Source organism: Bacteroides sp. OF03-11BH (genome assembly GCF_003604005.1).
Classification (GTDB): domain Bacteria; phylum Bacteroidota; class Bacteroidia; order Bacteroidales; family Bacteroidaceae; genus Bacteroides; species Bacteroides ovatus.
In genome coordinates, this window is record NZ_QTMW01000030.1 from 22,385 (window position 1) to 49,080 (window position 26,696).

General features: G+C 43.1%; 12 protein-coding genes and 1 pseudogene. 12 read left to right on the forward strand and 1 reads right to left on the reverse strand.

Features of this window, described 5'->3' with window-relative positions:
• Positions 1–53: 53 nt before the first annotated feature.
• The 10 genes from DXA54_RS18995 (at position 54) to DXA54_RS19040 (ending at position 19,926) form a co-directional block, all read left to right on the forward strand.
• Complete coding sequence (locus DXA54_RS18995; protein WP_004320967.1) at positions 54–1,583, forward strand: pectate lyase; 1,530 nt, start codon at positions 54–56, stop codon at positions 1,581–1,583.
• A 395-nt stretch (positions 1,584–1,978) separates the two neighbouring features.
• Positions 1,979–2,863 carry a hypothetical protein gene (locus DXA54_RS19000; RefSeq protein ID WP_032849846.1) on the forward strand — a complete coding sequence of 295 codons (885 nt, stop codon included), beginning with the start codon at positions 1,979–1,981 and terminating at the stop codon, positions 2,861–2,863.
• Positions 2,864–2,875: 12 nt separating this feature from the next.
• Positions 2,876–4,681: a DUF5123 domain-containing protein gene (locus DXA54_RS19005; RefSeq protein ID WP_008650719.1), complete on the forward strand. Its 1,806-nt coding sequence runs from the start codon at positions 2,876–2,878 to the stop codon at positions 4,679–4,681.
• Between the two features lie 34 nt (positions 4,682–4,715).
• Entirely contained in the window at positions 4,716–7,103 is a 2,388-nt protein-coding gene (locus DXA54_RS19010) for a BACON domain-containing protein (RefSeq protein WP_032849848.1), read from the forward strand.
• A 44-nt stretch (positions 7,104–7,147) separates the two neighbouring features.
• Complete coding sequence (locus DXA54_RS19015; protein WP_120080391.1) at positions 7,148–10,360, forward strand: SusC/RagA family TonB-linked outer membrane protein; 3,213 nt, start codon at positions 7,148–7,150, stop codon at positions 10,358–10,360.
• 25 nt (positions 10,361–10,385) lie between these two features.
• Entirely contained in the window at positions 10,386–12,287 is a 1,902-nt protein-coding gene (locus DXA54_RS19020; protein WP_004301526.1) for a RagB/SusD family nutrient uptake outer membrane protein, read from the forward strand.
• A 20-nt stretch (positions 12,288–12,307) separates the two neighbouring features.
• Positions 12,308–13,960, forward strand: coding sequence for a DUF5123 domain-containing protein (locus DXA54_RS19025; protein WP_008777425.1), 1,653 nt, complete (start codon positions 12,308–12,310; stop codon positions 13,958–13,960).
• A 55-nt stretch (positions 13,961–14,015) separates the two neighbouring features.
• On the forward strand, positions 14,016–15,872 hold the full coding sequence (locus DXA54_RS19030; protein ID WP_004320964.1) for a fimbrillin family protein: 1,857 nt from the start codon (positions 14,016–14,018) through the stop codon (positions 15,870–15,872).
• A gap of 41 nt (positions 15,873–15,913) precedes the next feature.
• Positions 15,914–18,325, forward strand: coding sequence for a pectinesterase family protein (locus tag DXA54_RS19035; protein WP_120080393.1), 2,412 nt, complete (start codon positions 15,914–15,916; stop codon positions 18,323–18,325).
• Positions 18,326–18,351: 26 nt separating this feature from the next.
• Complete coding sequence (locus DXA54_RS19040) at positions 18,352–19,926, forward strand: glycoside hydrolase family 28 protein (protein WP_032852883.1); 1,575 nt, start codon at positions 18,352–18,354, stop codon at positions 19,924–19,926.
• Positions 19,927–20,746: 820 nt separating this feature from the next.
• Here DXA54_RS19040 and xyl3A read toward each other — a convergent pair.
• Positions 20,747–23,338 (reverse strand): xylan 1,4-beta-xylosidase, encoded by a 2,592-nt coding sequence (xyl3A, locus tag DXA54_RS19045; protein ID WP_120080395.1) that lies wholly within the window; start codon positions 23,336–23,338, stop codon positions 20,747–20,749.
• A gap of 338 nt (positions 23,339–23,676) precedes the next feature.
• Here xyl3A and DXA54_RS19050 point away from each other — a divergent pair, with 338 nt between their 5' ends.
• Entirely contained in the window at positions 23,677–25,683 is a 2,007-nt protein-coding gene (locus DXA54_RS19050) for a family 43 glycosylhydrolase (protein WP_120080397.1), read from the forward strand.
• A gap of 223 nt (positions 25,684–25,906) precedes the next feature.
• Positions 25,907–26,673 (forward strand): annotated as a pseudogene (locus DXA54_RS19055) (class I SAM-dependent methyltransferase).
• Positions 26,674–26,696: the final 23 nt, after the last annotated feature.

A 26,696-nucleotide genomic window follows, 5' to 3' on the forward strand; every position in this document is an offset into this window, starting at 1 on the left:
ATGAAAAGCTTCCACTACTTTTGTTTCCATCATCTAATAATGTGAATAAGGAAATGAAAAGAAAATTAGTTTATGTTTGTCTGCTGGCAATGGTTGCGGGAGGAATGATGTCCTTTTCCTATGACATACCCGAAAAACAGGAGACAGGCGGCCGGGAAGATCGAGTGATCTCTTTTCCCGGAGCTGAAGGACACGGTAGATACACGACAGGCGGCCGTGGTGGTAAAGTGTATCATGTGACTTCTTTGGAAGACGATGGTTCGCAGGGGACTTTACGTTGGGCTTTGAAACAAAATGGACCTAAAACGATTGTCTTTGATGTGGCAGGTACGATTCATCTGAAATCGGAATTACGAACAGGGAAAGATCATCTCACCATTGCAGGACAGACTTCTCCCGGAGGAATCTGTCTGGCTGATTATGGCTTTTCTATTAATTCTAATAATGTAATTATCCGTTTTCTTCGTTTCCGCCCCGGAGAAGCCAGTGGGAAAGAACCCGATGGGTTGGGCGGCTGTGATAAGAAAGATATTATGGTAGACCATTGCTCTGTCAGTTGGAGTGTAGATGAATGTCTTTCCGTTTATGGTATGGAAAACTCTACGGTACAATGGTGTATTGGCTCTGAAGCATTAAGAAAAGCGACTCATGTAAAAGGGGCACATGGATATGGAGGCAATTGGGGAGGACATAAAGCTTCTTATCACCATAACCTGATCGCTCACTGTGAGAGTCGCGTGCCTCGTCTGGGCCCTCGTCCTTCTACATTAGCTCTTGGCGAATGTGTTGATATCCGGAATAATGTTTTCTACAACTGGGCTGGAAACGGCTGCTATGGCGGGGAAGATCAGCATGTCAATATCGTCAATAACTATTATAAACCGGGACCGGCAACAAAACAGGCTTCCAAACAGGTGCAATATCGTATTGCCAAAGTCGGAGTTTATCCGCAAGCTTATGTTTACGTTGATGGAGAACCCAAAAAGAACTTGGCTTTTCAACCTTACCTGCAGAAATGGGGAACTTTCTATATTGATGGAAATAAGATAGAAGGTAACAACAAAGTTACTGCCGATAACTGGACGGACGGAGTCTATGCCCAGTTGAAGAATGATGAAAAAGTAGATTTCCTCTGGACAGAAGATGCCAAAGAATCTATCCGTCTGAAAGAACCTCTTGATTTTGGAGTAATCACTACTTATTCGGCTGACAAGGCTTATGAACAGGTGATGAATTATGCAGGTTGCTGTAATTATCGTGATGAAGTAGACAAACGTATCATTTCCGACACCCGGAAAGGAACGGCAACTTTCACCGGAGAAGGAAATAAACCCGGATTTATCAATAGCCCCAAAGACACAGGCGATTCTCCCTGGCCGGAATTATCAATAGCAGGTCTTTCGGCACCGGTAGATTCGGACGGTGATGGCATACCTGATGAGTGGGAAATAAAAAACGGACTTGATCCGAATAATCCCGTAGATGGAAATACAAAAACGAAAGATCCGAATGGACAATATACGAATCTTGAGGTATATTTGAATAGTTTGGTGCAACATATAGTCGATGCACAGAACAAATAGGTAATCAGCAATTCCCCGTTCAATGCGGAGAATTTAGATGATATGCCCTTCAGGTGTTTTATGATAACATTTGAAGGGCATATCTTTTTTGTGCATGGCTATACCAGAGGGGCACTTTTTTACCCCAGTCCGTTTTTTACTCCTTTTCTACTAAATCTTACTCTATCTTCTCTTGCTTAATCCTCAATTTTGCACTGGTGAAAGAACAAAAAAATCACTCTAGCGAAAAACATCATTAATGTACAATGAAAATCTAAACAAATGAGAAACATGAAGCCAGCACTTATAATAGCCAATCCTCCTTAGGCTTGAATCCGCCTTTTAAAGAAAAAGGGCATAGAATTTTTATTCTTTTAATAATTGTATATCTTTAAATTATATATAAACTAATATTTATGAAACATCTAGCAAGTTTATTTCTTCTGTCATTTCTGCTTTGCTCTTCTTGTTCACAGCAAATGGATGATGAATGGAAACCGAATGAACAACTTCCCAATGTGCCCGAAACCCACCCGGTTGGCGTTTCTTTCAGTAGGGCTAGTCTTGAAACTTTTGCTGAACATGGAATTACAGAGGTCGGTGTTTATGTCTACCTGCAAGATTCCATGGTATATGGAAAAAATCTCCCTTTAAATAATGGAGATTTAAAAGTCGACCTTCCTTTAGGAGAAAATCTGCAAACCTTCATCGTGGCAAATGCCGATCATCTGGTGGATACAGATAGTCTTTCCAAAGTGGTAGTTTATCAGGATGCTCATATTCAAAAGCCGGTTTATATTTCGGATGTCGTAGGCTTTACTTCAGATAACTCGGTCAGTTCGCTCAACGTAGAATTGAAACGTTTAGTCGGGCAAGCAGTGTTCCAGCCGAAAGAGACGGAGGAGGAATTGAGTGCTATCACTCGTTTTGACCAGTTGAATGTCACTTTTACAAATGTGGCAATAGGCTATAAAGTAAAGAGTAAAGAATGTATTACAGAAAATGTGACTATCTCCACTAATCTTTCTACCGGCTTTGGAGCTTCCGTTTATTCATTTCCCACAGTGAATGGAGATTCCAGAACATCTATAGATGTGGTATATCTGAAAGGAGGCGAGGAGGTGAATCGCATCATCAGCCCTCTTGATACCGGTATAGGCTTTGAGTCTTCCAAGCGTTCTACCGTACATATGAAAATTACGGATGAGAATTACTTGGACGAGCCGTGGCCTTCGGTACGCACAGTCATGTATAAGAGTACATCCACTCAACCGTTTACAATAGAAGTTTCAGAATTTTAAAACAGGAGTTATATGAGAAATATATTCTATTCACTGACGGGAATAATGCTCCTGTTGGGAATAACAGCTTGTTCGGAAGAAGAACGATATGCCACTTCGGTAGTAAAAGAGATACAACTGTTTCTGGATGACGAACCGTGGGCGGTGAACACAGGTGCCTCTAACAAACCCCTGTTTATCTATACAGCCGATGGTGAGTATGTAGCCAACTATTCGTCGCTTTATCGCTTTCAGTTGCCCAATGGGAGTTATAACATTATTTCTACCACACAATCCGATTCTATTCCCAGTCCGAAGAATCTGAATGATATTGTGATACATCAGGATCCGACGGCTAAAACAAAATATGCCATTTCGGCACCGGTGACGTATAAATCCCCGTTCGACGAACCGCTTAGTGTGCGTATGTACAATCGTACAGGTGTGCTTCGTCTGAAGTCTACCGATCGTAAATCGGATAAAAGCTACTCGAAATTACGCGCAGTCGTTTCTTCACCAATATCAGGATATAAACTATCGGATGCTACTTTTGTAAAAGCTCCGACAGATGTGCAACGCGAGAAAGAGACAACAACCGGTGGAGTGAACTACACCGATGACTTTGTATTGTTTCAAACGCAAAGCGAAGGCGGAACAGTATCTGTGCGTATCGACTATCTGGATAAGAATAATACGGTAGTCCAATCTAAAGCTATCGATGGCACATTCCCCATCTTGCCTGATGATACGGTACAAGTGGCGTTTGCACTGAACAACGTAGATGAACCGATCATACAAGATTACACTGTAACAATTGCTTCGGAAGGATGGAACGAAGAAGATATCAATCCGGAAGCTCCGATGAGAATTCCTGACGGATACAGATATGTAAGTCCGGAAGAGAACCTTGAATCAATCTGTAAATCAATGCTGGCGGATGCTTCTGTAAATGAGGTGAAACTTTTCCTGAAAGCGGGTGCTACCTATAAATTAGGTACACAGACCGAAATACCGAAAGCTCTCTACATCATGGGACAGGCACCGGGTGATGGTGAAGAATTGGCATTTATGGAAATGGGCAACATGAGTATCAACTGTCCTGATGCCATTATTGAAGCCTTCCACTTCGAGAATCTGAAAATAAAGGTGACAACTTCCGATTTCTTTAAGTTTAAAAACCAAGCTTTCCATGTATCTACTATCTCTTGGAAGAACTGTGAAATCAGCGATTTGGTACGTACAATGTGGTATCAGGAAGTAGATGCTGCACAGAAACAGATTGCCGATCATATTGTGATTGAGAATTGTCGTTTCTTAGGTTTGAATTCCGGTGGAAGTGGCCTGTTCGGTCTTTCTACCAAGCAGGACGCGCCGGTACACAACTTTGTGTTCAAGAACTCTACGTTCCATGCCAACAATCTGACAAGAGCTTTGATAACCGGTTTGGGTAGTATGACAGGCGAATTGAATGTGACAATAGAGAATTGTACATTTGTGAGTATGGCTCCTGCTGCAATGACCTTCTTCGACTTAAACCCGAAGAATACCTCTTCATTCCACTTAGTTGTCCGTAATAATCTCTTTAGTGGTGTTTGTGAAGTCGGACAGGGAACTTGGTTCACTACAAGAAACGTCACAAGCAAGACTTTCGAGAATAACTATCGCACCAATGGCTTTGTAGTGGCTAACTGGGGAGTTGATACTGCTGAAATACCGGTAGAAACAGCTCTCCCTATGGAAACACTCTTCAAAGATGTGGCTGGTAGAGATTTCACTATTACCGATAAAAACTCCGAAGTATATACAAATGGAATTGGTGATCCGCATTGGATTAAATAATCAATAGAGTATTAACAATATAAAGATATAAAACATGAGATATTTTCTATTCATATTATTGGTAGGATTGTTGAGCGCATGTAGTTCGGACGACGAATCTAATGCGGGTGCAACAGCTGCCAAACTGGAGGTGTCGAAGAATGAGGTGAAGTTGAGTAACGTAGACGGTTCGTTTACAATCAACGTAACGGCTACCTCTACATGGACTGCCGAAGTGACCTCGACAGGCGACTGGTTGACTATATCAAAAAGCTCCGGAGAGGGGAATGGTGATCTCCGTTTGTTTTTTACCGAGAATACAGACGGCCCCAAGCGCACCGGAACAGTAAAAGTATCAATGTCGGGTGCAGGCTCGACATTGGAACAAGAGATTAGCGTAGAGCAACTGGGGGCCGATCCCGATATTTTGTTTGATTATTCATCAGCCCCTTTGTCATTCCGGGGAGGTACATTCACCTGCAAAGTAGTGGCAAATGTGGAATGGGAACTGGAGATAGCAGCAGAGTACGACTGGATCAAGTTGAAGGAAGCAACTCCCAGAACCCGCAGTTTTGTGACGGATGAAGTAACATTTGCCGTAGATGCAAATGCAAACAAAACCAGAACAGCCGTCCTGATATTCAAATCCGTAGGAGATTATACATTGCAGCGTGTCCTGAAAGTGACACAAGACGGTGTAAGCGGTGAGGTGACGATAGAACAGGATGAGTATATCATTCCTTATAAATGTCCTAAACTGGTTATCTCGGCTCCGCAAGGAGAAAACCCGGTAGATTACGATGCTGTAATATCCGAGAGTTGGATTACGCAGGATAAGAAAAACTCTACTGCCAATGAAGTCGTATTGAATATCGAAAATAATGAAACAGTCTTTCCACGTACAGCAACGGTAGAGATGTTGGATAAAGTAATTACCATCTTCCAATATGGTAAACCCGATACAAGCATCGGTGACGATCATTCTACTTCTATACTCGCTTTCCCGGGTGCCGAAGGTGGCGGTCGTTTTACTACCGGTGGTCGTGGCGGCGAAATCTATCGTGTGACCACGCTGGCAGATTATAACAAAAACGAAACCCCTATTGAGGGCAGTTTACGCTACGGAATTGAGAAATCCAACCAACCACGCACCATCATTTTTGATGTATCCGGTATCATCGAACTGAAAAGAGGGCTGTATCTGAATGAATATCCTAATTTGAGTATCATTGGTCAGACCGCACCGGGCGACGGTATCACATTGAAGAATTACAACTTCACCTTTAACCTGTCGAAAGATCCGGCTATTGGTGCAGGTGGCAGTCTGAATGCTATTGTTCGTTTCTTGCGTTGCCGTCCGGGCGATCAGTTTGCCGATTATGGAGAAGATGCGATTGGCGGACGCTATTTCAAAGATGCCATTATCGACCATATTACAGCCGGATGGAGTGTGGATGAAACACTGACTTTCTATGGCGTACAGAACTTCACGGCACAATGGTGTATCGCTTCTGAAAGTATGAACCTGTCTAACCATGCCAAGGGTGCTCATGGTTATGGTGCTATGTTTAGTGGAGATAATGCTTCTTTCCACCACATACTGTTAGCACACCACGGTAGCCGCTGCCCGCGTATCTCCGATTTGTCTGCTCCCGGTACACAAGAATCTTATGACTTTACCGGATATTTCGATGTGAGGAATAATGTCTACTACAACTGGAGTGGAAGAGGACAAGGCAGTTATGGCGGAAAGTATGCTGCTTTCAACCTGACCAACTGCTATTATAAACCGGGGCCAGCTACCGGAACAAACAACCGTTCTTACCGTATCCTGTCAAGTGATCCTACTGCCAGAGCTTATATCAATGGCAATTATGTGTTAGGTAACACAGGTGTCACGGCTGATAACTGGACAGAGGGTGTTTGGGGACAATTCGATTCTTCACTGGGTACGGTTCCTGAAGCAGAAAAGCAAGCTATGAAGATGGCAGATTACCAACCTTTCAGCAAACTGACCAGTCACACGGCTGAACAAGCTTACGATAAAGTATTGGAATATGCCGGAGCTTCTTTGCGTAGAGATGTGATAGATCAGCGTATCGTTCGCGAAGTAAAGAATGGTACTTACACCTATATCGGTTCCAAACCCGAAGAAGACGGCAAAGCCAAGCAACCCGGTATCATTGATACAGTATCAGATACTGAAGGTTACATTAAGGTGAAGTCGTTGAATCCTTGGCCTGATACGGATGGTGATGGAATTCCTGATATTTGGGAAGAAGCTTACGGGTTGAATCCTAACGATCCGAGTGATGCACAAAAAATCAGTTCGTCGGTTGATCCTAACGGACGCTATCCGAACATCGAAGTTTATTTCCACAACCTGGTTCAGCACATTATCTATTATCAGAACCAAGGCGGAATAGTAATGGAAAAGAAATAAAGGTGTGGAGCAAATAAATCTATTTACAATAAAAGCATAGAATGATGAATAAAATAATCATAAGCATATTTATCCTGCTGTGGGTAGCAGTGGGTGCTATGGCACAGACTGCTACCGTGACCGGTACGGTGACCGACGATATGGGGCCGGTAATTGGTGCCACAGTAACGGTGCAAGGCACTTCAATAGGTGCAACGACCGATTTGGATGGTAAATTTACATTGACCAGTGTGCCCAATGTAGCCAAGGCCGTGTTGATAGTTCGCTATGTAGGTATGGAAGAAGCAAAAGAACCGTTGAAAGGACGTACCTCGAACATTAATATCCACATGAAAGAAGCTGTCGGAATGTTGGACGACGTAGTCGTAATCGGCTATGGTACGCAGAAAAGAGGTAACCTGACCGGTTCTATCGCCAGCGTATCCGGCAAGATATTGGAGAAAGTACAGACCACTTCTGCTGCTGAAGCCATCGTCGGTAAACTGCCGGGTGTGCAGGTGACAGCTGTAGACGGTTCGCCGGATGCTGAAATTAAGATTTTGGTACGTGGTGGCGGTTCTATTACACAAGATAACAGTCCGCTTATCATATTGGACGGATTTGAAGTAAGCAGTCTGAACGATGTTCCACCTACCGATATTGAATCTATCGAGGTCTTGAAAGATGCGGCTTCCACAGCTATCTATGGTGCGCGTGGTGCCAACGGTGTAATCTTGGTGACAACCAAACGTCCTGTTGAAGGACGGGTTGTCATTAGCCTGAACACTTATGTGCAGACCAAAGAACTTTCCAACAAACTGGATGTGATGGACCCTTACGAATTTGTATTGATGCAATATGAAAATGCGCGTCAGAAAAGCTCTAATCCTACAGCTTTTAATAATAAGTATGGACATGCTTACGAACACTACATCTATCAGGGAAATGCCGGAACTGACTGGCAGGACGAGGTGTTCGGTTCCAATCCGGTGGCCAAATATGTAGACCTTAGTGTGAATGGCGGTACGGAGAAAGCCAAATATAAACTATCCTTTATCCATCAGGACCAACCGAGTGTGATGGTAGGCAACGGACTGAAACAAAACAATATGAACGCTTCTTTCAACTTCAAACCTTTTAAATTCCTGACGTTGGAATACCGCACGCGTTTGTTGCATAAGGAAGTAGATGGATCCGGTACGGAAGGCGTTAGTTTGTTGACTGCTTTGCGTGAAAAACCGACTAAGGGTCTGGATGAATATATGAAACTTCCCGAAGACGATACGTATTTCGATCCCGATCAACTGGAAGAGGAAACTCTTTTTGATCCCAAAGAAGAATCGAAAAGAAATTATAAAAAGAGAATCAACAAGTCGCTCAATACGATGGGAGCCGTGACCTGGGATATTATGAAGGGTATGACTTTCCGTAGTGAATTTGGTTTCGAGAATAACTCTGAAGAACAACGCCGTTTCTGGGGTATGGAGACCAGTAAAGCTCGTAGCAACAATAACCAGCCGGTGGCGGAATGGAGCATGAAACAAGGTACCAAGTGGCAGCTTACCAACGTGTGGAACTACAACTTTATGCTAAAAGAAGCACATGATATCCGTCTGATGTTGGGACAGGAAATCAAGCATAACCAGACTACTACCAAAACTTACTCTACTCGTTTTTTTCCGGAAAATATCACGGCAGAAAAGGTCTTTGATAATTTGTCGCTGGGTACTCCTTACGAGAACTCCTCGTCAGCGGCCTCTCCCTCTCGTATTTCTTCATTCTTTGGCCGTATCAACTATGGCTATAATGATAAATACCTCGCTACGGTAACGCTGCGTGCCGATGGTTCTTCCAAGTTTGCCAAAGGTAACCGTTGGGGATTCTTCCCGGCAGGAGCGTTGGCATGGCGTATCTCTAACGAAGACTTTTTGAAAGATAATCAGGTCGTATCCAACTTAAAGTTGAGATTAAGCTACGGTTCTTCCGGTAACGACCGTATCGATGCCGACCTTTATCAGAAATTGTATGGGGTAAGCAGTTCCCGTCCTGCCGGATGGGGAGAAGTCAGCCACTATTACTATAACTTCTATAACTCTAAATATGTGTACAATCCTGATGTGAAATGGGAAACCACCATCACACGTAACATTGGTATTGACTTCGGTTTCTTTAAAGAACGCCTTAGCGGTACGATTGATGTGTACTGGAATACAGTCAAAGATTTGCTGGTGCCTTCGGATATTCCAGGTTACACAGGCTACACTAAACTGATGACCAATGTGGGACAGACATCCAATCGGGGTATAGAACTTCAACTGAATGCCTGGCTGATAGAAACGAAAGACTTCTCACTGAACGCCACATTCAATATCGGTCATAATAAAAACAAGATTGATAAACTGGCAAGTGGTGAAAAAGAATGGATTCTCACTTCGGCCTGGAGAAATGACGTCGTGAACTCTGATGATTATCGTGCCTATGTGGGTGGTACCAGTGGTTTGATTTACGGTTATGTCAATGATGGATTCTATACCGTAGCCGATTTTGAATCTTTCGACTCCAAATCCAGAACATGGAAACTGAAAGAAGGAGTGGTAGATTCAAGCCCATTGTCCGACACTCCGCGTCCCGGTAATGCCAAGTTCAAGAAACTCACTCCGGTAGATCCCAACAGCACCAATCCTTATCAGCTGACAGAAGCCGACCGTACTGTTATTGGCAACACTACTCCGAAATTCTCGGGAGGTTTTGGTCTGAATGCTACTTATAAAGGATTTGATATGAGTATGTTCTTCAACTTTATGTATGATTTTGATGTACTGAATGCCAACAAAATTATGCTGACCACTTGGGCGGACAATAAAGAGAACAACTTCCTGATGGACATCGCTTCAGATAAACGCTGGCGTAACTTCGACGACATGGGTAATGAGATCCGTTACAGTCCGGAAGTACTGGCAGAATTCAATAAGAATGCTACCATGTGGAATCCCACTTCCATCGGACGCCCCATCTGTATGTCGTATGCCGTGGAAGACGGTTCATTCCTGCGTCTTAATTCAGCTACCCTCGGTTACACCTTACCAAGTGTGTGGACGAAGAAAGTCGGTTTGAGTAAAGTGCGTTTCTATGTATCGGGCAATAATCTGTTTACCCTTACCGGATATAGTGGTTATGATCCGGAGGTGAACATCGCTACCGGTTTGACACCGAACATTGATTATAACCGTTATCCGCGTAGCCGTACCTATACATTTGGTGCACAGTTGATTTTTTAATTGAAATCTATAAAATGAAAGAACAATGAATAAGAAACTAATATACTCACTCATTGCCGGAACTATGTTCACTTTGACGTCTTGCGATGATTTTCTTGATGTGCAGCCCGCCTCCGGCTTTACTCCCGAGTACATATTTTCCAGCGAATCGGAGATGAAAGCGTTGATGACCCGTATCTACTCTTCCATGACGGAAGACGGATTGTACGGAAGTAACCTTGCCAGCGGTTTGAATACGAATACCGATGTGGAAATGAGTTCGTTCAAGAACAACACTGTCAGTACCAATGGCTCGGATATAGGCTGCTTTGATTCCCGTCCCACCTGGTCGGTATTGAACGCTACTTGGAACAATATCTATTATGCTATCAATTATGCCAACGACTTTTTGCAGGCTGTGCAGGAGTCACCATTGTTTTCCGATAAAGTAACAGGTGATACTCCTTCCGAAACACAACAGATGTATGGAGAAGTGAAAACTCTTCGTGCCATGCTCTATCTGGACTTGATCCGTACATGGGGAGATGTAGTGTTTATTATCAAACCAACGGAAGCGACCGATGACTTCTTCAGTCTGGGTACTACCGACCGCAATGTCATTCTGGAATATCTGATTGATGACTTGATAGCTGTAGAACCGATGATGAAATATGCAGTCGATTTGGATTATGGCGTAGAACGTGCTTCACGCGAATATTGCCAGTCGCTTATCGGACAGTTGGCTCTCTATCGGGGTGGTTGGACTCTTCGTGCCGACAAAGAAGATGTGACTCACGTAGGTTACATGGAACGAGGTGATAACTTTGAACATTATTATGAGATTGCCATCACTTATCTGGGGAAGGTAATCAAAGAAAGCAAACACGACTTGACTCAAAGTTTTGAAAACTTGTGGGTAAATGAATGTAACTGGAAGACTGCCAACAACGATGATGTCATGTTCGCTGTTCCGATGCTGAAAAGTGTCACCAGTCGTTATGGCTATAATATCGGTGTTACTATTGCAGAAGGTAAGCACTCTTATGGCAGCGCCCGCAACTATGTAACTTTCTGCGGTACGTATGTTTATTCGTTTGATAAGGATGATTTGCGTCGTGATATGACTTGTGTACCTTATAAATATGATAAAGACCTGAATCAGGAGATTGATATGGGAGTGACTGGTATGGGTGTTGGTAAATGGTCCAAACTCTATATGCAGTCTCCGCTGGGTGCTTCCAGTGGTTCTAATACAGGTATCAACAGTGTACGTATGCGTTTTGCAGATGTTTTGCTGATGTATGCTGAAGCAGTCAATGAACTTTACGGACCGCGTGACGATGCCAAAGAAGCACTGAAGCGTGTTCGCCGCCGTGCTTTCGATGCGGCTCAATGGACGGATAAAGTAGAAAGTTATGTAGAGAGCCTGACTAATGAAGCAGATTTCTTCCAAGCAGTCATGGATGAGCGTAAATGGGAGTTTGGTGGTGAAGGTATTCGTAAATACGATCTTGCGCGTTGGAATAAATATGGTGAAGTTATCTACAATCTTTATAACGAGATGACTAATTGGGGATTGGTAGCTAACGGAGCTTACGTACCAGGCATTGAGAAAGTACCGTCTAATATCTATTACAAGCAAGTGACGGACCCTGAACATTCTGATAGAAAGGTATTAGACATTGTAGGTATTGACGAATATGGTCCCGGTGTAGGTCGCCCTGCCGGTTACACAGTATTGGAGTATGCGTTGGGATGGAGAGTGTTGAACAAAGAAACACAGCTTTATGAAACGTTGGATGCTATTTCATGGAGTTTCCGTGGATTTATCAACAAGAACAACGATCAATTAGTGAAACCTACCGATCCTGTGAGATACCTGTGTCCTTATCCTGCAAAGGTTATAACAGACCATCGCGGATTGATTCGGAACTATTATGGATACTAATCAGTAAAAAGACAAACGTTATGATAAAGTTATTACGAAAACTTGCAACGGCTATGCTGCCCGCACTCCTTTGCGGCACCCTGTTCATAGGCTGCGAGGCAGATGATAAATATACGAAAGTGGACGACCTGTTCCAGCCCCGGTTTGTATTGGAGAAACCGGAGGTGAAAGCAAACTCTGTGACATTGGTATGGTATAAAGTGAACGATGCTATCTCTTATACGGTACAACTACATCAGGATCAATATTATACCAGCTTGTTTATGGAGATAGAAACCACTGATCCTTATGTGTTTATCGATGATATTCCTTACGGAACTACTTTCTATATTCGTGTACGCAGTAATGCTGCCAACGCTACCAACAACTCGCAATGGAAATACACCAGTGCCTCTACTGAAGCTCGTCCGGAATATGCCCAACTGGTGGAAGATGTTTCCAAAACCGAAATTACGGAATCATCGGCTATCATTCGCTGGAAGAAAGACAATAAACAGAATCCGGTGGATAGTATAAGCATTATCCCTATGATGAATACGACACTGCCTGGTATTAGCCGCTATCTGACCATTGAAGAAATGATGCAGGGATTTGCCGAGGTGGATGGTTTAACGAAGAATACACTGTATGCTGTCAACCTGTATGATACCAGTAAACCGCGTAAATATGACAAACCTTATAATCAGGTAACGTTCCGTACGGCAGGCCCGTCGGCTATGTCCATACCGGTAGGCTTGGATGACGATTTATCTGCGATGTTGCTGAACAACGATGTTGATCCTGAAGTGCCCGAAGGTACAGAATACTATTTGCCTGCAGGTTCTTCTTACCGCGTCACTCCGTTCGCTTTGATGAAAGGCTTCCGTTTGGCCGGTAGTCGTGATGGAGTTAAACCTATTGTTGTTTTGGAAGGTAGTTGGAGTATTGCAGAGGGTTCTTACCTCTCCAGTCTGGAGTTTGATAATATTGAATTCCGTCATGAAGCAAACAATAACTACTTTATGAATACCAGCAAGGCATACACAATAGAGAATGTCAGCTTTGTAAATTGCGATTTCATAAGTCTTCGCCGAGGTTTCTGGCGCCATCAGTCCGCTAATGCCAAGTACATTATGAATCTGGAAATGGAAGGATGCCGTTTCGAAGGTTGTGGATGGCAAACAAGTGCTTATGGTGCATTTAATCTTCAGTCTTTCGACAAAGATAACGGAGTTTCTTATGACCAGGTAGACCGTGCAATCTTCCGCAACTGTACATTTAGCAACGACAATGATGGAACCAATGGTTATGGCTGGGGTAACCTTTTCTATGCTCCTTATATGGATAAACCTATCGACCTGGAATATAAGAATGTAACTATTTACAACTACAGCCGTAATCAACGTCTGATTAACATTGAATCTGCCGTAGGTTCTAAATTGGTAATGGAAGGTATCTTGTTGGCATCCCCTTGCGGTGACTTGTTTGCTATCGGTGCTAACACTACTACTACATTCTCTAATAACTATACCACCGCAGACTATACATTGGGAGGTAAGAATATGAATGCGACCGATTTGAAAATTACGGCAGTCGAACTGTTTGCCGATCCGGCTAATGGAGACTTGACGATTAAGGATACCTCTTCTCCGATTGTAAGCAACCGTGCCGGTGATACTCGTTGGTTGCCTTAAATTTAAATTGAGAATATGAACTTACATGATTAAGAATAAATTAAAATATAATATTATGAATCTGAAACATTTATTTTTCTTAGCGGTTGCCGGAACGTTGGCAGTAGCTTGTAGTGAAGTTAATGAAAATTCTCTTACTGATGGCGATGGTCAAAGAATGCTTCGCACTATCAGTTCGGGCAACGACCGTTTCACTACACGATTGAATAGCGAAACCAGTGAATGGGAGAACGGTGATGCTATTGGTATATATATGTTCGATACGGAAGATAAGAATGTGTTGAACGATGCCCTTAACGTGAAATATACGACGATTGGCGAGGGGCTTACGGCGAACTTCTCGTCCGATCCCGGAATAGCAATCTATGATATGCCTACGAATTTCGTAGCCTATTATCCGCATACTACATCTGCAGATGTTATTGATGCCACAGCAGCACTTTATAAAGTAGATGTAAGCGATCAGTCTGACGGTATCTCTGCCCACGATTTAATGTGGGCAAAGGCTGCCAACCAGTCAACGGAATCATTGTTGGCAGGTGGATTGGCATTCACTTTCCATCATAAGTTAGTGCTTCTACGTGTTAAGATTACGAATGAAAACGTGTCGAATGTGACAAGTATAACGGTAGGGGGGATGAATACCACAGCTACTTTCAGCCTGATAGACGGGAAATTGACTAACATGGATACGCAGAAGTCTATTTCCCTGCAGAAAACAGGAGATAAATCTTTTATTGGTATCATGTTGCCTGCTGAAGAGTTGATAAATAAAATGTCGCTCACTATCATGGCAGACGGTGGTAAGTATCAGTACACAGTGCCTGAAGGCAGCAAGATAGATAAGTTTGTTGCAGGCTATGAGTATACCTTCAATATCAATGTAGGAAAAGAGACTAGCGGAGAAATAGGCGGTGGTTCCGGCAGCAACACACCTTGGGGTGATGGTGGCAGCGAGGATGGCGACGGTGATAAAGTTTCAGAGAATGAAGCAATTCCTGCTGATTATGCTCAAAAAGCGATTAATGCAGAAACAAACCTGTCGACAATATTGTCCGGTGCTTCCGGTAAAGTTGCGTTAGTATTTGCTGCCAATGCAGAAGGTTATACCTTTAGCGATGCAATGGTAGTGCCCGAAGCTGTAACAGAGTTGTTACTGATTGGTGATACAGAAAAACAAGTGAAGATGAATCTGAAACAGATACAATATACCAGTCTTCAAAAGATAGCATTGAATAACTTAGATATTACAGGTGATAACTCAACCGCTCTGCTGACTAACAATGAAACTGCCCAACTCGCTACTGATGCTGTGGTAGATTTCAAGAAGTGTAACTTTAGTAACATGAAGACTGTTTGTGACTGGTCAACCGGAGATAACGGGGCACAAAACTTACTTTCTGCTGTAGTGATCGATGATTGTCTGTTTGCCAATATGCAAAATGTCTTCAACTATTATGGTTCTAAAGCAATCACTATCACTAACTCTACACTTTATAAAATGACAGAACGCGTCATTTACGTGAAAGATGCCAATAGTGTAGTTATCACTGTCGAAAATTGCACATTGGCAGATATGGCAAAGACTCCATTTGAAAGCCGATATGCGAATGGTAATCTCTATTATAAGAATAATATTTCGGCCTGCTTCGTTACAAGTAACCCTAACATAGGCTATAAAATGGATGTACGGGAATTCTCCGGTAACTATGCAGCGGCAGCTACCGAAGCCGGACAGATGCCTGTATTGAATGTACATGGAAAAGCAATTGATACCAATACTTTTCCTAATGCCTGGATAGATACGTCCAAAACAGTTACCGAACTGTTTGAAGATGCAGGAAACGGCAACTTCAAACTGAGAATTGATGCTCAAGTAGGTGACCCGCGTTGGTATAAGAATGTAAAATAACCATTGAATTACTCTTGTAATACTGATTAAACATTACAGTTATGAAATTATTTCATTCATTATTATATCCCTTGTTAGGTGGTTTGTTTTGCCTCTCTTGTTCGGATGATGAGCAAGATTCAGGTACAAAACAACCTACTACTGCGGGAGAGGTTACCTTCGGTGTAGACCTCACAGGTTTCTCAACCCGTGTCACCCAAGACGGATCGTCATGGAATGACGGAGATAAGATCGGAACATACGTATTGGATATGAAGACTCTTGAACCTGTCACAGAAGCAGCGAATGTACCTTATGTCTGCTCGGAAGAGGGTGCGTCGGTTTCTTTCACTTCCACTACACCGCTGAAAGTGCAAAATGATGGAACACCGGTGAAGTTTGTGGCATACTATCCGTATAATGCCGATGTACGTAATTTTAATTATCCCGTGCAACTGGCCGCTCAAGAAAGAGGAAGTACGGCGTGCGACTTACTATATGCTGCCACGAAAGAAGAATACACCTACTCTCCGGAGAACGAACCCCATATCTCATTAAACTTTACCCATCGTCTGGCAAAAGTGATTCTGAAGTTTGTGAATATGGAAAAAGAACCGTTGGAAGTAAGTGATGTACGGATTGAGGGGATGCAAACTGCCGCTTCATTCAATATACAAACAGATGTACTGACGGTTGACGAAAGCTCTGTTGCTACAATCAACCCTTATCACAATGCTACAACAGGATTCTACGAAGCTATCATTCTTCCATCGGCATTGACAGACAGCTATAAAGTGTCTTTCGTATTGGACGATAGAGAGAAAGAGTGGATATTTACTAATTTGGACATTGCTTTGCCGCAATTCCACAAAAGTTATAGCTACACATTCGCACTCTACATAGACGACAGCGGCTTTGTAGAGATGGGACGTCTTGAAAATGTGGAAGGTGGAAACTCATCAGCTCCCTGGGAAGACGGAAGCAGTGAGGACGGAACGGCCGAAGGTGACAAGACTCCTGTATCAGGATATGCCTTCACACCTGCCGACGGCACGCAGCAAGCACTAGCAGATACCGAACTGAAAATAACCTTTGAAGGCACTGCACCCGAACTTGGCACGAGTGGCTACATCCGTATCTATCGTATGAGCGATCATAAACAGGTAGACGAAATTAATATGGCAGAGCGCAGACAGTCTATTGTAGACGGTCAGACCCAACTGAATACGTGGATGGATATTATCGGCGTTACGCCTACCGGTTCTTCCGTCAGTCGTCGTATCGTCAATTATTATCCGGCACGGGTGGAAGGTAAGAGTTTCATTATCAAACCTCATCAACAGCGTTTGCAGCCCGACACCGAATATTATGTAACCATCGAACAGGCAGCTGTGAAGCAAACAGACTTCAAGGGAGTATATGGTCGTGCATGGACATTCAAGACGAAGCCGACACCAGCATTGAACGGACCGAACTATGAGGTGAAGATTAGTCACACCGACCCTAATGCTGACTTTTATACTTTGCAAGGTGCTATTGATTTCTGTGCGGCACATGTCGATTTGAATGCTGCCAAGACTTTCCGGATGGATGACGGTATCTATCAGGAGATTATCTACTTGCGCGATCAAAGCAATATCACCGTAAAAGGAAATGCCAGTGATAATACGGCTGTCAATATTCAATATGATAACAGCAATGATATTAACGGTGGTATAGGTGGTGGAACCAATATCGATCAGTTTGCTCCTGCGGGCACTATTGTACCTTCTTCCGGAGGGCGTTCGGTGGTGATACTGGATGGCAACAGTGATAAAATCCGCTTTGAAAATGTGACGATAGAGAATGCTTACGGTTGGACGCTGGGCAAAAATGGCCAGGCCGAGGCGCTCTATATTAACAACAAATCGGCAGCTTTCATCAATTGCCGTGTTTTGAGTTTCCAAGATACTTTGCTTCCGGGTGGCGGTTACAACTGGTTCAAAAATTGTTTCATAGCCGGAGCTACCGATTTCATCTGGGGGTCGGGTAAGGTGGTACTGTTTGAAGATTGTCAGATCCATGCACCTACCGGCACACGTGCTGTAATGCAAGCGCGGGTCAGGGCGGGTTACTTGGGATATGTATTCCTGAACAGCCGTTTCACGGTAGGCGAAGGCGTTACTAACTCTACTTTGATTTATCAGTTCGAGCCGGACAACCTGACCTTCTTGAATTGTACGTTTGCCGATGTGTATGGGCCCAACTTTGTAGGCGAGAATAAACCGCTGACTCCGGCTGTACCTACTGTTGCTACCGGTTGTAAACTATACAACTGCAAGACGGAATCGGGTTCCGATATTTACCAATCCATTCCGATGGCGGTGAGCAATACGGTATTGCAACTTAGTAAGGAACAGTATGACCAATATTTCGGTACGCGTGAAATCATCATGAGTTGGGATGGCTACACCGATGCGGCTTGGTTCAAATAATAAAATATTTAAGGTAAAAAGAGACAATGAGTAGATTGAATCAAATGGCTGGTTTGGCACCGGTCATCTTAGGACTATTTTGTGCTTGTCAGACTACTGCCAAGCAGGTGGATATGGAGACTGATTTGAAGGCGATGTATGCAGACCTTCCTTTCTCCATGCCCACGATAGAGCGTCCTGTCTTCCCCGATTATCAGGTGAACATCTGCGATTTCGGGGCAAAAAGTGATGGTGTGACGCTGAATACGGAGGCTATTAATAATGCAATCAAAGTGGTGCATGATAAGGGAGGTGGCAAGGTAGTCATTCCGGAAGGCTTGTGGTTGACAGGACCTATTGTTTTGCAGAGTAACGTCAATTTGCATGCGGAAAAGAATGCGTTGATTGTATTTAGTAGTGATACTTCATTATATCCGATCATCACCACTTCGTTTGAGGGACTGGATGCCAAACGTTGCCAGTCGCCTATCTCGGCAATGAATGCGGAGAACATAGCCATCACCGGTTATGGAGTTTTTGATGGGGCGGGGGATAGATGGCGTCCTGTGAAGAAGGATAAGATGACGGACAGGCAATGGAAGAATCTGGTGAACTCCGGCGGCAAGGTGGATGAAAACGGAAAGGTGTGGTATCCTAATGAAGGAGCGCTGAAAGCCTCTGTTCTCATGGCCGGCAGCGGAGATAAACGGACTGAAATCACGAGTGAAGAATGGGAAGATATGAAGAGTTGGTTGCGTCCCGTATTGCTAAGTATCGTGAAGAGCAAAAAGATTCTTCTGGAAGGTGTGACCTTCAAAAACTCTCCGAGTTGGTGTCTGCATCCCTTGTCGTGCGAGTCTTTGACATTGAATGATGTAAAGGTATTCAATCCCTGGTATTCACAAAACGGTGACGCGTTGGATGTGGAATCATGCAAGAATGTATTGATTGCCAACTGTTTCTTTGATGCGGGGGATGATGCTATCTGTCTGAAGTCGGGCAAAGACGAGGATGGCCGCAGAAGGGGCGAACCTTGTGAGAATATAATCGTGAGAAACAACACCGTTTTACATGGTCATGGCGGATTTGTGATTGGCAGTGAGATGTCCGGTGGTGTGAAAAACGTATATGTGTCCGAATGTTCTTTTATCGGTACGGATGTCGGCTTACGGTTTAAAAGTGCCCGTGGACGGGGTGGTGTCGTGGAGAATATTTATATCAATAATATAAATATGATTGATATTCCTAATGATGCTTTGATTGCCGACTTGTATTACGCGGCCAAAAGTGCTCCCAGTGAACCGGTTCCGAGTGTGAGTGAGGAGACGCCTGCTTTCAGAAACATCTATATCTCGGATGTGTTTTGCAGGGGAGCAGGACGGGCAGCTTATCTGAACGGACTTCCCGAAATGCCGATTGAGAATATTTCCATCAAGAATATGGTGGTTACAGGTGCGAAAGAGGGTATTGTTGTGAATAAAGTGGCAAAGCTCAACATTGAGAATGTAGAAATTGACACTCCCGATCAATCTATGATACAGATAGAAAATACAACGGGTATTACTATTAACGGAAAAGAGTTGGGAAACATTTCGGAGAAGCGGTTGCTGACCAAGAACTAACTATACTAATTGTTTTTATACTGTTTTTATTGTCAATCTGTCAGGACGGCAGTTAAAGGTATGAATTACAGTATAATACATGCTGACAATAGAAGCTGACAATAGGCTGACAATAAGAATTGAGAATTCTATTGTCAGCTTGTTTTTTTATTGTTTGGCAAGTAAGGATACAAGTCTGTCCATTCGTACATTATAGTATTGATAGGCTGATGAGGCATATATCAATATGCCTATATCATTCATTGATACTTTCATATCATTATTAATATACCGATATAGTTATGCGGACATCTTGGAATTATTGTTTCAAGGTTTTGATGTAGCTGCATTAATATACCTGTACAGTTGAGTAAGTATGCCTGTATCGTTTGGTTAGTGTGCCTGTATAGTTGGACAAAGGTGTCGCTATCTTTACCTTCCCACGGTCGTGGTAATATCTTCTCACGGCTGTGGGAAGATCCTACCACAGCCATGGGGAGATATTGTCACGGCCGTGGAGAATTAACAATATCGGTGCTTTAGGGGAATAATAGCGGCACTCTGGTTGAACGATAACGGTGTCTTAGCGGAATAATGCAGGCTTGGTAAATAAGGGATAATAGCTGCATAGTGTAGTTTTAAACAATAATAGGCTGACAATAAAAGACGGAAATCTTTATTGTCAGCCTATTGTCAGCTTCTATTGTCAGTAGGTAATAGCTTGAAAACAATCACTTTATGAAGCCATATCTCTTGGCCTGACAATAAACCCCATTTTTTATAAATTCTCAATGTAGCCTAAGTTCAACTTAGCCTCAAATTATATATGGAATGGTATTACCTATTGAATCTGAATACTGCACGTTTGCAAGTCATTTTCATTTGAACTGTTTCCGTAAAGTATCTTATATGTTCCGCTTAAAGGACGTATGGTATTGGTCGCTGTATCAAACCATTCGAAAGAATCGTAAGGAAGCTCTATATTGACATTCTGCGTCTTACCTTTAGCAATGTTGACCCGTTGGAAACCACGAAGAGTTTTTTGTGGACCTCCTTTGTCGTCAGGACGGCAGATATACACTTGCACCACTTCTTCACCGTCTCTCTGTCCGACATTACTTACCGGGATAGTAAGGATCGCTTTTTCGCCTTTGGCTAGCTTCGATTGGTTCAGGGTAGCTTTTCCATAAGAGAAACGGGTATAACTTAAACCGTAGCCGAATGGATAAAGGGGAGTTTCTGTCATAAAACGATAGGTACGTCCTTTCATTGAATAATCTTCATAATCCGGTAATTGTTGTATGCTTTTATAGAAAGTGATAGGCAGACGTCCGGCAGGATTGTAATCTCCGAAAAGAACATCGGCAACGGCTGTTCCACCTGCCTGTCCGGGATACCATGCTTGTAGAATCGCATCACAACTTTGAGTTTCGGGTACGATAGCCATCGCCGAACCGGAGAAATTAACAAATACCGTTTTCTTTCCATTCTTTTTCAATAGAGCGAGCACTTCGCGCTGGATGGCGGGCAATTCGATTTCCGTACGGTCGCCACCTTTGAATCCGGGATCAGATACCCGCATCGATTCTCCTTCCAACAGGGGAGAGATACCTCCGGCGAAGATAACTACATCTGCATTTTTCAACTTGTTTAGGACTTCACGGGCATCCATTGGAGTCTGTTTAGCCAGATCGAAATGAAGTGTAGGGTTGTCTTTTACTTGAATAAAATGCAATTGAATGTCATAACTCTTTCCAGCTTCATAATTGAACGAATACAGGTTGGTGTGATTCTTGATATTGGTTGCTTCCGCTATCTGCTTGCCGTTGAGGAATAAGGTAACCCCTCCATTCGTCATCACGCGGAAAGTGGCGGCGCCGGAATCTGTCGGACGGAAAGTAGAACGATAGATGGCGGTGAAATTCTTCAGTCCCACACCCGGAGCAAACACGGTAGAACCTTCTGCGCTGAAATGGAAAGGAGTAGTCAGACGGTCGGTTGCGGCAATCTTACCTTTATATTCGCGGTTATTCCAATAGGTAGCGCTGAATCCGGCCTTTCCGTCGATGCTGCATTGGTTGAACAAGCTGTGCAGGGTGGTATCGTTCGTGTATCCGCACACAGGTTCGTAGATGATTTGTGCGTCGGGGAGCTTGGCGCGTATTCCTTCCAGTAAAGTTACGGTGTGTGAAGGGAAACCGTTGTAATTACCCCATTGCATCACCGAGTCGTTGGCGTTGGGGCCGATCACTGCGACTTTCATTTGACGGTTTAATGGAAGGATATTGTTCTTGTTTTGAAGCAATACCAGACTTTCATGCGCCATTTTCAGTGCCAGTTCTTTATGCTTGGGGCAGTTGATAACAGAATAAGGAATGTTACTCCACGGATGAGTCGGATTCATTTCTCCCAGTTCGAAGCGGGCTTTCAGCAATCTTTTGACTGATGTATTGATTTTCTCTTCCGAAATCAGACCTTTTTTCACGGCATCGGTGATACTTTTGAAGTTACCGCCACATTCGAGGTCTGTTCCGTTTAAAACAGCGTCGGCGGAAGCGTGGGCGGCATCGGGATGCGTTTCATGTTTTTTGCGTTGGAAGAAATCTCCGATTGCTCCGCAGTCGGTTACTACGATTCCTTTGAATCCCCAATCGTTACGGAGAATTTGGGTTAACAGACGATTGCTGCCACAGCAGGGATCGCCCTCAAAACGGTTGTAAGCGCACATCACTTCTTTCACTCCTGCCTTCTGTACCAGTTCTTTGAAAGCTGGAAGGTAAGTTTCCCATAAATCTCTGGGAGCAATGTTCTCTGCATTGAAGCTGTGGCGGTTCCATTCCGGTCCCGAGTGAACGGCAAAGTGTTTGGCGCAGGCGTGAAGTTTGTCATATTCGGCATCTTCCGGTCCTTGCAGACCTCTGACTGCCGCCATTCCCATGCGTCCGCTCAAATAAGGGTCTTCGCCGTATGTTTCCTGTCCCCGTCCCCAGCGAGGGTCGCGGAATATATTGACGTTGGGAGTCCACATGGTCAATCCCTGATAACGTTTATACTGTCCTCTTTCATTGAATTGGCGGTTCTTGGCGCGTGCTTCGTCGGATACGGCATCAAAGACTTCGTATAATAGTTCGTCGTTGAAAGAAGCGGCCATACCTATGGCTTGCGGAAAGACAGTAGCCAGTCCGGCACGGGCAACGCCATGAAGAGCCTCGTTCCACCATTCATACGGCTTAATACCAAGCCGGGGAATAGCCGGGGAATTGTTTTGCATCAACGCTACTTTTTCTTCTAATGTGAGGCGTTGAAGTAAATCGTCCGCCCGTTGTTCCACAGTCAGCTTCGTGTCCTGATAGGGATACTTGCTGGGTTGTTGTGCCTGTACATTTACCCCTTGAATTCCGATAAGACAGGCAATGATCCATTGCTTTTTCATTTTCTAGTTTTTTGGGTTTTTAGATTTGAGACTGCAATAGTACGCGCTTTTCATTATTTTTGTGGGGAATATCCGGTAGAAAAGGAGGATTTCCTATGCAAGGCTTATTTGGAGCCGATAAATCCATAGACCTGTTCAAAGATAAAACATTTTAGCCGAATAGGACGTGAACTTTATAATGTAAATAGAAAGATACCGAAATGTTTGTTTGAAAGGGTAGGTATGATTGTCCTCCTTTTGTACTGATTATTACTCTGGCAGGATGGAGGAAATGCTTAATGTTGCATTGTTAATTAAGCTCATCCGGGCGTTTATTTATTGATTAAAATGCGAATACTATGATGTATCATTCAACTTGTTCTTTTAAGTGTTTACCTTGTCTTTTGATTCTGGGGTGCATATTGACGTTCCTGCAAGCTTGTGCACCTGTTCAGAGACATATCCTGTTTTCCTCCGATAATGGTGACGGAACCTATACCAATCCGGTGATTAATGCCGATTATCCTGATCCTGATATTATCCGTGTAGGGGAGGATTATTATATGGTTAGTTCGTCCTTTGTGGCAATGCCGGGAATTCCGGTCTGTCATTCGAAAGATTTGATTAATTGGCAAATTATCGGTCATGCTTATGACAGTATCACTTTCCAGCCTCAATATCGGATGGAAAATGAGAAAACGGCTTATAGCCGTTTGTGCTGGGCCCCTACCATCAGATATGATGAAGGTATTTATTATATAGGAGTCAATATTGCGGATGATGGTTTCGTCATGTTTAAGAGTACGAGGCCGGAAGGTCCTTATACGATGCATAAGTTTGAAAAGCGGTTGTATGATCCCGGCTTTTTTATTGATGATGACGGTAAAAAGTATGTCACTCACGGGAAAGGGAAAATCTATCTGACGCGGTTGAAAGATGATGCTACGGGAGTGCTCGACCCTCAAGATAAGGGAACGCTCATTATAACAGCTCCCGAAGGTTACGGCCATTTGTTTGAGGGATGTCACACTTATAAAAGAAACGGATGGTATTATGTCTTTAATCCGGCGTTGGGGTATGATGGAGTGCAGATGATAAGTCGTTCACGGGACCTTTACGGGCCTTATGAAACGAAAGTTCTGATAGATGATGATATTAATTATGCCGGTGCAGGTGTTCATCAGGGCGGATATATAGAAACGGCTGAAGGAGAATCCTGGGCATACACTTTTCAAGATCGCGATTATATGGGGAGGTGTCTGATGTTGTATCCTATGAAATGGGAGAATGAATGGCCGGTTGTCGGACCGGAAGGCAGACCGGGGAAAGGAGTGGTTACTTATCGGAAACCGGCAGTCAGAGGTAAACATAAGATGAATTATCCTCATCATTCCGATTCTTTTGACAAACCGGAATTGGCTCCGGTCTGGGAATTTAATCATGTTCCGCATAAAGAGAAGTGGAGCTTGACGGACAGGCCGGGTTATTTTAGAATATATGCTCAACATGTCAAAGGTTTTTATTGGGCGAGGAACTCGTTAACTCAAAAGGTGACAGGACCGTATAGCACGGGCACGGTATTATTAGACTTGTCCGGCTTGAAGGAAGGTGACTTTGCCGGAAATGGGATTATGGGAAGAATGATGTATCAATTTGGAGTCAGAAAGAAGGACAACCGCTTTTGGCTTGAAATGAGAGAAGGGAACCGGGATGCGGCAGAGATGATTGTGGATAGTCTTGAATTGAATGATGTTCAGAGAATCTATCTGCGCACAGAAACAACGAAAGAAGGGGCTACCCGTTTTCATTATAGTTTGGATAATCGCCAATATCATTGTTTCGGTCCTGAAGATGTTTCTAATTTCTGGGGATTTCTAGGGATACGGCATGCACTCTGTTGTTATAATGTAATGAAAGGAAATCCTTGCGGATATGCCGACTTTGACTCTTTTGAACTGGAAAGTGCGCATCGCGGCAATCATTATGATGCATTTACGGAGATAGACTTCTCTCGTTATGACGACCGGGAAGGGATGACATTGGTTCGTCCTGTCGGCAAACGTCCGATGCAATTTCTAACGGATATAAAGGACGGTGATTGGCTTGTGTTTAATAACTTGACATTTAAGAAAAGACCCGGAAAGGTAACATTGGAATTGCAGGCTTCGAATCCGGGTGGAGTTCTTGAAATGAGAAGAGGCTCTTTACAAGGGGAACTGTTGGCTTCTTGCACTATTCAATCTACTAACGGGGAGTGGACGAAGCAGAGTTTTGAAGTGAAGAAATTACGGAAGAAAGAGAAAGTCTATTTTGTATTCAGAGGTTCAAATAAGGGATTATCTATTAAAAATTTCATATTTGAGTAGAATATCCAACAAGATCATATATTGAACCTTTATCGAAATAGAAAATCACTAAAGTAAAGGTTTTAGAGGATAATCATAGCTGGCTTATAGATATTTACTACATTTGCGAACGACTGGTAGTTCTTCTGGTTGTGTATAGAATATCCTTTTGGTACATTGTACGTTGGGGATATTCTCGTTTGTATAAGAAATAATCGTAAATAATGAATATTGGAGGACATAAATGAATAGTGATTATAAAGTTGGCGATTTAATTTATGATGCAAATATTTATGATGGAATGAATACCAGCATGGATGATTTGCAATTTTATAAGCGGTGGTTACCTAAAAACAAGGATGCCCGAATACTTGAGCTTTGCTGTGGAACTGGCAGACTTACTCTTCCTATTGCAAAGGATGGATATGATATAAGTGGGGTTGATTACACTGCTTCAATGCTCCATCAGGCTAAGATGAAAGCTGCCGAGGCTGGACTAAGAATCAATTTCATTCAGGCGGATATCAGGACTCTGGATTTACAGGAGAAGTACGACCTTATTTTTATTCCATTTAATTCGATCCATCATTTATATGAGAATGAAGATTAATTTAAGGTACTTCATGTCGTTAAAAATCACCTCAAAGACGGAGGCTTATTTCTGTTGGATTGTTTTAATCCGAATTTCGGTATATAGTTGAAGGTGAGAAAGAGCAGCAGGAAATAGACACGTATACAACTGATGATGGAAGAGAAGTCTCGATAAAGCAGACAATGCGATATGAAAATAAAACCCAGATTAATCAGATCGAATGGCATTATTTTATCAATGGTGAATTCAATTCTATTCAAAATCTGGATATGAGAATGTTTTTCCCTCAAGAGTTGGATTCATATTTGGAATGGAATGGTTTTAGTATTATTCATAAATATGGAGGATTTGAAGAAGAAGTATTTAATGATGATTCGGAAAAACAGGTGTTTGTTTGTCAATGTAAGTTTGGATATTGATGTGTTGTTGACAGGCAAATCTC